Source organism: Streptomyces sp. NPDC002265, assembly GCF_040296125.1.
In the GTDB taxonomy this organism is placed as follows: domain Bacteria; phylum Actinomycetota; class Actinomycetes; order Streptomycetales; family Streptomycetaceae; genus Streptomyces.
The window spans coordinates 1-5,622 of sequence record NZ_JBEOWS010000486.1 but is presented as its reverse complement, the minus strand read 5'-3'; the positions used below and the strand labels follow the sequence as shown (position 1 = coordinate 5,622).

The 5,622-nt window shown below is 68.0% G+C and carries 4 protein-coding genes; 1 reads left to right on the top strand and 3 read right to left on the bottom strand.

Going from position 1 to position 5,622, the window contains the following annotated elements; genetic code table 11:
- Positions 1 to 38 precede the first annotated feature (38 nt).
- The 3 genes from ABT085_RS43115 to mmsA form a co-directional block, all read right to left on the bottom strand.
- Positions 39 to 1,148, bottom strand: coding sequence for a substrate-binding domain-containing protein (locus tag ABT085_RS43115; protein WP_351621703.1), 1,110 nt, complete (start codon positions 1,146 to 1,148; stop codon positions 39 to 41).
- 80 nt (positions 1,149 to 1,228) lie between these two features.
- Positions 1,229 to 2,539 carry a multiple monosaccharide ABC transporter permease gene (gene mmsB / locus ABT085_RS43110; RefSeq protein ID WP_351621700.1) on the bottom strand — a complete coding sequence of 437 codons (1,311 nt, stop codon included), beginning with the start codon at positions 2,537 to 2,539 and terminating at the stop codon, positions 1,229 to 1,231.
- Positions 2,536 to 4,098, bottom strand: coding sequence for a multiple monosaccharide ABC transporter ATP-binding protein (mmsA, locus tag ABT085_RS43105; protein WP_351621697.1), 1,563 nt, complete (start codon positions 4,096 to 4,098; stop codon positions 2,536 to 2,538). Before mmsA ends, mmsB begins: the two co-directional genes overlap by 4 nt.
- A 272-nt stretch (positions 4,099 to 4,370) precedes the next feature.
- Here mmsA and ABT085_RS43100 point away from each other — a divergent pair, with 272 nt between their 5' ends.
- Entirely contained in the window at positions 4,371 to 5,564 is a 1,194-nt protein-coding gene (locus tag ABT085_RS43100; RefSeq protein WP_351621695.1) for an ROK family transcriptional regulator, read from the top strand.
- Positions 5,565 to 5,622: the final 58 nt, after the last annotated feature.

Sequence of the window (5,622 nt, the reverse complement as noted above, 5' to 3'; positions counted from 1 at the left end):
GGATTCCGGGTGCGGAGCAGCGGCGTGGGCGACCCGTCCTACTTGGTGAGGGGGGACAGCTTGGGGTCGTTGGCGTAGGCCTCGGCCGCGTTCTCCTTGGTCACGATGACCGGCGGGAGCAGGTACGACGGGACGACCTTGGAGCCGTTGTTGTACGACTTGGTGTCGTTGATCTGCGGCTTGTCGCCCTTCTGGAGGGACTTGACCATGTTGATGGTCTCGGCGACGAGCTTGCGGGTGTCCTTGTTGATGGTCGAGTACTGCACACCGGCCATGATGGACTTCACCGACTCGACCTCGGAGTCCTGACCGGTGACGACCGGGACCGGCTTGCCGGCGCCCTTGACCGAGGTGATGATCGCTCGGGCCAGAGTGTCGTTCGGCGACAGGACACCGTCGAGCTTCTTGGCGCCGTTGTACGTCGAGGTCAGCAGGCCGTCCATGCGCGACTGGGCGTTCTCCGCCTTCCAGCCCTGGGTCGCGGTCTGCTTGATGTCCTTCTGGCCCGAGCCGACAACGATGTCGCCCTTGTCGATCAGGGGCTGCAGCACCTGCATCGCGCCGTCGAAGAAGACCTTGGAGTTGTTGTCGTCCGGCGAGCCGGAGAACAGCTCGATCGTCCAGGGGCCCTTCGGCTTCTTCGCCTTCATGCCGTCGATCAGGGCCTGGCCCTGGAGCTGGCCGACCTTGAAGTTGTCGAACGCGATGTAGTAGTCGAGGTCCGGCGTGTTGGTGATGAGGCGGTCGTAGGCGATGACGGTCGCGCCCGCCTGCTTGGCGGCGGCCACCTGGGTGGAGAGCTGCGCGGCGTCGGTCGCGCCGATCACGATGACCTTCGCGCCCTTGGTGACCATCGAGGAGATCTGCGCCTGCTGGTCGGCGACCGTGGTCGAGGCGCCCGCGTACTGCACGTCCGCCTTGAAGCCGGCGTCCTTGAGGCCGTTGGTGAACAGGTCACCGGCGAGCACCCAGTTCTCCGAGGTCTTCGCGGGCAGCGCGACCCCGACGAGGGAGTCCTTCGCGAAGCCCTTGGCGGCGGCGCCCTTGTCCGAGGTGGAACCCTCGCGCTCGTTGGAGCAAGCCGTGCCCAGGCCGAGCAGTGCGACGGCGCCGACGGCGGCGATGCCTCTGATGATGCCTCTGCGCATGGTGGGATGAGCCTTTCTTGCGGTGGTACGGGGTGAGTGGAACGCCGTGGGAGACGGCGTACGGGGTGGGGACTCGGCGTTCAGCCTGCGACCTGTGCCTTGTCGGTGTCGCTGTCGGTGTCGGTGACCGGCTTCGACGGATCGGCGGGGGTGTCCGCCTGGTCGCGCTGGAAGGGGCGGGCCAGCGCTCCGAGGATCGAGAAGCGCCCCTGCTTCTTGCTGTAGACGTCGAACGCGACGGCGAGCAGCAGGACCAGGCCCTTGATGATCTGGACCATGTCGGAGCCGACGCCCTCGAGCTGGAGTCCGTTGTTGAGCAGGGCCATGACGAGACCACCAACGATGGAGCCGCTGATGGTGCCGAGGCCGCCGGAGACCGCCGCACCGCCGATGAAGACGGCCGCGATGGCGTCGAGCTCCCAGCTCAGTCCGTCCTGCGGGCCGGAGGCGGCGGAGCGCGCCACGAAGATCATGCCTGCCAGTGCGGCGAGGACCGACATGTTCATCATGACGAGGAAGTTGACCCGCTTGAGCTTCACACCGGACAGCTCGGCCGCGCGGGCGTTGCCGCCGACGGCGTAGATGTGCCGGCCGCCGATGGTGTTGCGCGTGTAGTACGAGTAGGCGAGCACCAGGACGATCAGGATGATGCCGGAGATCGGCACGCTGGTGCCGATGCGGCCGCCGGCGAAGCGCAGCGTCGCGAAGACGATGACACCCAGCATCACGGCCAGCCGGATCCCGGCCACCCACAGCGGAGCGGCGTCGGCGTTCATCTCGCGCCGGGTCTGCCGTGCCTTGAACTCCCGCCACACCACGCCCAGGCAGGCCGCGAGACCGAGCAGCAGGGTCAGGTTGTTGTAGCCGGTGTCCGGGCCGACCTCGGGCAGGAATCCGGCGCCGATGTCACGGAAGCCGAGGGGCACGGGCACCGTGTCGGCGTTGCCGATGTACTGGTTGCCGCCGCGGAACAGCAGCATGCCGGCCAGGGTGACGATGAACGCCGGCACTCCCACGTAGGCGACCCAGAATCCCTGCCAGGCGCCGATCAGCGCGCCGACGAGCAGGCCGAGCACGATGCCCAGGGGCCACGGTATGGAGTACTCCTGCATGGCCTTGGCGACCACGATGCCGGTGAACGCGGCGACCGAGCCCACGGAGAGGTCGATGTGGCCGGCCACGATCACCATCAGCATGCCGATGGCCAGGATCAGGATGTAGGAGTACTGGCTGACCACGGCGATGAGGTTGCCGGAGGTCAGGGTCAGCCCGCCGGTCCAGATCTGGAACAGCAGGACGATCGCCACGAGCGTGGAGATCATGCCGAACTGGCGGGCGTTGGAGGTCGTACCTCCGAAGAGGTTCTTCTGCAGGTCTGTGATGCGGCTCATGGGGTCGCTGTCTTCGTGAGAGAGGGCTTCGGGAGAGAGGTCATCTTCTTCATCAGGAGTTCCGGGTTCGCGTCCTGCCGGGTCACCTCACCGGTGATGGCGCCTTCGAACACCGTGTAGATGCGGTCGCACAGTCCGATGAGCTCGGGCAGCTCGGAGGAGATGACGATGACGCCCTTGCCCTGGTCGACCAGGCGCTGGATGATCCCGTAGATCTCGTACTTGGCGCCCACGTCGATCCCGCGGGTCGGCTCGTCGAGGATCAGCAGGTCGGGATCGGTGAACATCCACTTCGCCAGGACCACCTTCTGCTGGTTGCCGCCGGAGAGCTTCACCACGCCCTCGTCGACGCTGGGCGTCTTGATCCGCAGGCTCTGGCGGTACTCCTCGGCGACGCTGTGCTCGCGCACCGGATCGACGACCCGGCGGCGGGCGATCTTCGACAGCTTGGCGGCCACCATCGAGGTCTTGATGTCGTCCAGCAGGTTCAGGCCGATCGACTTGCGGTCCTCGCTGACGTACGCGAGTCCGTTCCGGATGGCGTCCGGCACCGACTTCAGCTGGATCTCCCGGCCGTCCTTGAAGACCTGCCCGGAGACGTAGTGGCCGTAGGAGCGGCCGAACAGGCTCATCGCGAGTTCGGTGCGCCCGGCGCCCATCAGTCCGGCGAAGCCGACGATCTCACCGCGCCGTACGGTGAAACCGGACCCCTTGCACACGAGCCGGTCCTCCGAACTCGGGTGCTTCACCGTCCAGTCGCGGACCTCGAAGAACACCTCGCCGATGTCGGGCGTGTGGTCGGGGAACCGGCTGTTGAGCTCCCGGCCCACCATGCCGCGCACGATGCGGTCCTCGTTGACGCCGTCGGCACGGACGTCCAGGCTCTCGATCGTCCGGCCGTCCCGCAGGATGGTGATGGTGTCGGCGATCGCCTCGATCTCGTTGAGCTTGTGGGAGATGATGATCGAGGTGATGCCCCGCTCCCGGAAGCCCCGCAGCAGGTCCAGCAGATGCTGCGAGTCCGCCTCGTTGAGGGCCGCGGTCGGCTCGTCGAGGATGAGCAGCTTCACGTCCTTGGCGAACGCCTTGGCTATCTCCACGAGTTGCTGCTTGCCGACGCCGATGTCCTTGATCAGCGTGTCCGGGTCCTCGTGCAGCCCGACCTGCTCCATCAGCTCCAGGGCCCGGCGCTGCGCGGTCTTCCAGTCGATCGAGCCGCGCCTGCGCGGTTCGTTGCCGAGAAAGAGGTTCTCGGTGATCGACATGCCAGGCACCAGCGCCAGTTCCTGGTGGATGATGACGATGCCGGCCTGCTCGCTGGCGCGGATGTCGTGGAACTGGACGTTCTCGCCCCGGTAGACGATCTCGCCCGTGTAGCTGCCGTGCGGGTGCACGCCGCTGAGGACCTTCATGAGGGTGGACTTGCCGGCGCCGTTCTCGCCGCAGATCGCGTGGATCTCCCCCTCCGCGACCACCAGGCTGACGTCCGCGAGAGCCCTCACGCCCGGGAACGTCTTGGTGATCGACCGCATCTCCAGAAGGGTCGGGGGCCGGGTCATGAGCCGGACCCCGCGCCGCGGAGACCGCGACGAGCGCGCGGGTCCCGGCGTAGCGGGATGCGACATTGCGTGGACATCAACTTGCCTCCGATGGCACTGCCTCGTGCCTCCAGGTCCTGCTGGTTTCTGCTGCGGGACCGGACTTTAAATCCATTTGTTTTACTAAGTCAACGGCCCCCGCGGCGGTATCGTCGACGAGCTGGAACATGAGAGGACGATGCGTGCGGCAAGCAGGAACAAACCTCCCCAAGGTCGGGCGATACAACAGAGCGGTGGTCCTCGACCAGATCCAGCTCGCGGACGGCATCAGCCGGGTCGAGATCGCCCAGCAGACCGGCCTCACCCCGCAGACGGTCTCCGGCATCGTGCGCCGACTGCTCGACGAGGGGATCGTGCGGGAGGACGGAGCCAGCCGGGTCGCCAGCGGCGGCAAACCCCGCACGACCCTGCGGGTCAACGCCGACGCGGGCAGCGCCGTCGGACTCGCCTTCGACCCGGTCGAGCTCACCTGTGCCGTGGTCGACCTGCTGGGCCGCCCGCTGGTCGTCCAGCGGCGCCCCACCCCCGCCCGCACCGACCCGGCCCGTGTCGTGTCGGCCATGGCCGAACTGGTCGCCGACGTGCTCGACGAGGCGAAGGTGCCCCGCGAGAAGGTGCTCGGCCTCGGCCTGGCCACCCCGGGGCCGATCGACCAGGAGCTCGGCGTGATCGTCACGCCCCCGCAGCTCGTGCACTGGACCCGGGTGCCTCTGCAAAGCATGCTGAGCGAGGCCACCGGCCTGCCGGTCACGCTGGACAACGACGCCACCGCCGCGGCGATCGGCGAGCGCTGGTCCGGCCTCGGCAAGGGGGTGGCGAACTTCGCCTATCTCTACCTCGGCACCGGCATCGGCGGCGGTCTGATCCTCAATCACCAGGTGTACAGGGGAGGCTCGTTCAACGCCGGCGAGTTCGGCCACTCCTCCGTGCTGACCGACGGGCCGGAGTGCTACTGCGGCAACCGGGGCTGCCTGGAGCGCCTGGTCAACCCCTCCGCGATCGTCGCCGAGGTACACCGCAGGCTCGCCGCCGGGCCGCGCGCCGACAGTACGCTCTGGCAATCGTTCGAACGGGATCCCGCCTCCGTCGACCATGCCGCGATCCAGCTCGCGGCGGGGGCCGGCGACCCCGTCGCGACGGAGGTCGTCGACGAGGCCGCGGGCCACGTCGCCACGGTGGCGGTCACCATCGCCAACTTCATCGACGTGGATCTGATCATCCTGGGCGGTCACGGCATCCAGCACGTGGAGTCGCGCTACCTGGACATCGTCGCCTCGGCGCTGGCGAGCAGACCGCTGGCCCGGCACATCCGCACGGTGGAGGTCGCCGCCTCCCCGCTCGGCACGGACGCCGCGGTCGTGGGCAGCGCCGCGCTGGTCCTGCACGCGACGTACTCCCCCCAGCTGTCGGCCCTGCTGTCGAACTGAGCACGGCCGAAGCGGGGGCGGCCGGGGCTCCGGGCGGCCTGGACGGGGCTGCCGGGAC